Source organism: Roseibium sp., assembly GCF_039982295.1.
Taxonomy (GTDB): domain Bacteria; phylum Pseudomonadota; class Alphaproteobacteria; order Rhizobiales; family Stappiaceae; genus Roseibium.
In genome coordinates, this window is record NZ_JBDWYP010000057.1 from 1 (window position 1) to 3410 (window position 3410).

General features: G+C 49.8%; 4 protein-coding genes. 3 read left to right on the forward strand and 1 reads right to left on the reverse strand.

Annotated elements, in window-relative coordinates; translation table 11 throughout:
- A partial coding sequence (locus ABJZ52_RS12045; RefSeq protein ID WP_348487762.1) for a LysR family transcriptional regulator occupies positions 1–507 on the reverse strand: 507 nt, incomplete at its 3' end.
- A 120-nt stretch (positions 508–627) separates the two neighbouring features.
- Here ABJZ52_RS12045 and ABJZ52_RS12050 point away from each other — a divergent pair.
- The 3 genes from ABJZ52_RS12050 (at position 628) to ABJZ52_RS12060 (ending at position 3192) form a co-directional block, all read left to right on the forward strand.
- On the forward strand, positions 628–1410 hold the full coding sequence (locus ABJZ52_RS12050) for a CmcJ/NvfI family oxidoreductase (protein ID WP_348018168.1): 783 nt from the start codon (positions 628–630) through the stop codon (positions 1408–1410).
- Positions 1411–1537: 127 nt separating this feature from the next.
- On the forward strand, positions 1538–2344 hold the full coding sequence (locus ABJZ52_RS12055; RefSeq protein WP_348018167.1) for a hypothetical protein: 807 nt from the start codon (positions 1538–1540) through the stop codon (positions 2342–2344).
- Positions 2345–2394: 50 nt separating this feature from the next.
- A complete protein-coding gene (locus tag ABJZ52_RS12060; protein ID WP_348018166.1) occupies positions 2395–3192 on the forward strand; it encodes an SDR family NAD(P)-dependent oxidoreductase in 798 nt (265 codons plus the stop codon).
- Positions 3193–3410 lie beyond the last annotated feature (218 nt).

The window sequence follows — 3410 nt, forward strand, 5'->3', positions numbered from 1 at the left end:
GTCGGGTGAAGCACAGAGCACACGTTTGTCTTCAGCCAGTTTCCGGCCCATCATTGCGCTGTCTTCGATTGCGAAGTTGCGAAGAGCAAGGTCATATCCGCCTTCTATAAGCTTGGCTTGCGTGTCTGAGAGACGAAGATCTAGATTAATCGCTGGATATTGATCAAGAAACTCTGGGAGTATGGGTGCGACATAGAGTTGAGCAAATGTGCTGGAGCAGGCAAAGCGCAGCGTCCCTGAAACTTCTGGATTTCCCTTGCCGAGAGCGACAAGTCCGGCATCTTCTTGCGCGATGATTTCTTTGGCGAAAGGTAAAAACTCAGCTCCCTCTAGCGATAGAGAGACTTTGCGTGTCGAGCGATGAAGCAGGTCCGCACCCACTTCTTTTTCCAATTTCGCGAGCCGCGTCCCTGCAACAGCGGGAGCCAGCCCTAATTGCCGACCTGCAGCACTAATATTGAGTAGGTCCGCCGCCATGACAAAGAGACGAACAGCTTCTGTATCCATATTATATCCATAATCGATATTCTGATTATGTTTTTACCTCATTTATATCCATAATTAAAGATATATATTCAAGTTTATCGGAGCCGCTTAAGGCTTTCCTACCCAAGGTGGAGATGAACAATGCAAATTGATGCAAACGTAAATTACCACATTAAAAAGTCAGCGCCGCAGGCGTTTGAGTTTGATGTTGATGGGGTAATCGGCAATCTCGTTTCGCCGGAACTCATAACCACCGATGTTAAAGTTTCAGACCTGCGAGACAGCGACTGGACACCCGCCTTTCAACGCGATGGCATTGAGTTCGTTAATCACCGGTCTGCTGTGAAAGATTTTGAGAAGGGCGAGGGTTGGCAAGCAACCTATGATCAAGAACTAGTCGACCTTCTGAAAGCCCGTATCGGCGCGACAGAAGTTATTGTATTCGATCACACTGTTCGCATAGATGACACCAACGCCCCGCGTCGTCCTGCGCGCAATGTCCACAATGATTACAACGAAGCAGGTGCTGAGCAGCGCCTTGTTGATTTGGTCGGCGAGCGTCGCTCGAAAGAATTTCAAGATGCGGGTTATAGCTTTGTCAATGTCTGGCGTCCGGTTGAAAACGTCATTAAATCATCACCTCTAGGCTTCATTGACCCTCGTTCCATGCAGTCCGATGATTGGATGGATATCGGTCTCGTTTACCCCGACCGCCTTGGTCAAATTCTCGGTGTGGCCAACAACCAAACCCACCAATGGTTTTATCAATCCGACATGACCCCGGATGAGGCTATCATCTTCAATATCTATGACAACGGCGGACGCCCACATCTGGCACATAGTGCTCTTGATCTTTCGAGTGATGCCCAAGCATCTATCCCGCGCAAAAGCATCGAGAGCCGCACTCTAGTTCGCTATTCTTAAACAACGAAAGGCATAAATCATGTCGACAACTCTACTGTCAAAAGCTCGCAACGTAACCCGACCAACACGAGAAGCTATGTTGCACAGAGAACCCTCAGTTCACCGTTTTTGGAATGACAATGAAAAAATGTTTGAGGACGCATGGACTGAATGGGAGAGGAATGGCGACCAAGTCAATATTGTCTTGGATCACTCCCTCTATGCAACAGACCTCCGTCACGCGATTGAGAAGGGTTGGGAAGACCCAGCAAAGGAAAACTCCGTCAAAGACCTTTGGACTGAAGTATTTCCCAATGTTTACAAAGCCCAGTTCTTCGACCCAAAAAAGCTTCACATCTTGAGAGATTATCTCCAGCGCGTCGCGAAAGCTGATATTCCCGTTCGCCCGCCGTACGGAATTGTCCTAAATCGCGGCGGGGCTATGCTTGATCCGCGCTCGGAAGGCTATCTTGCCGCACCAACATTCCAGACGTTCTACCGTGATCTCATGGATCATTACATGCGTCCCATTGCCCGGCTCCTATTTCCGGATGTTTATGGCTTTGACAGTCAGACATTTGGTTTCTCCATTCAGTGGGAGGCTGGCAAGGACACGGATTTGCGTCTCCACACGGACGCATCTAGCGTAACGCTGAACATCAATCTGAACCTACCGGGTGAAGAGTTCTCCGGGTCAGCTGTGCGCTTTATGGATCCAGCGAGCCGAAAGGTTGAGAACCTGACATTTGAACCAGGAACGGCCTTAATCCACCATGGCAAGGTCCCCCATGCTTCTGAACCGATCACGGAAGGTGAGCGTCATAACTTTGTACTATGGCTTTATGGCGAACACGGTCAGATTCCCTATCAACATGGTGAGGGACCAGTGCCAGCGAGCGCAACAGAACGGTGGACTGTGCCGCAAGTTCAATCTGATAAATCTGCACCATTCTAACGATCCGGCCAGACGCCTTAAGCTATAATCTGATCAATAGGATAGACATCATGACAAAGACAATTTTGATAACAGGGGCAACGGACGGTATCGGCCTCGAAACCGCAAAAATGATCGCGCCGCAGGGCCATACGCTTTTGTTACACGGTCGTAACCGTGACAAACTCGCAACAGCGGCTAAATCCGTTTCGGCAATCACAGGCGCCGGCGAGATCAAAACCTTCCGCGCAGACCTTTCAGTCCTGCCTGAGGTCGAAGCTCTAGCGAGCGAGATCAAGGGCGAAGTCAGTTCAATTGACGTGCTGATCAACAATGCAGGCGTGTTCAAAATGTCGAACCCGCTCACAAATGATGGCTATGATGCACGCTTCATTGTGAATGTTGTAGCGCCATATTTGTTGACTAAATCCTTGCTGCCAATCCTGGGCTCAAAAGGCCGGGTAGTGAACTTGTCATCAGCGGCACAAGCGCCTGCGGATGTGCAAGGTTTTCTGAACAAACGCGCCTTTTCTGACAGTGACGCTTACGCACAAAGCAAGCTCGCCCTGACCATGTGGTCCTTTGGAATGGCGAAAGATCTTGGCGCGAACGGCCCCATGATAGTTGCCGTAAATCCGGCCTCATTTCTGGGCAGCAAAATGGTCAAGGAAGCTTACGGTCAGGCCGGAAACGATTTGAGGATTGGCGCGGACATCCTCACCCGTGCGGCTCTGAGTGACGAATTCGCCAATGCCTCTGGTCTTTATTATGACAATGATCGGAAATCGTTCGCGCAACCACATCCCGATGCGCTGGACGCCGTGAAGAACAAACAGGTGATGGAAGCCGTCGAACAGCTGATCAACTAAGCCACTCACCCTTGCCGAGCCTACCGATGGTCTGAAACCACTTCAGGCAGACACTACCACTATACCTAAAATCTAAACTCAACTGAAAGGATACTCTCATGAAATATGAAGGATTTACAACATTTTCCACCAATCAGGACGGCGCAATTCTAACCGTCACCTTCGACTTTGGCACCGTCAACGTCCAAGGTCAGGAAATGCTCGCTGACCTTAACAGC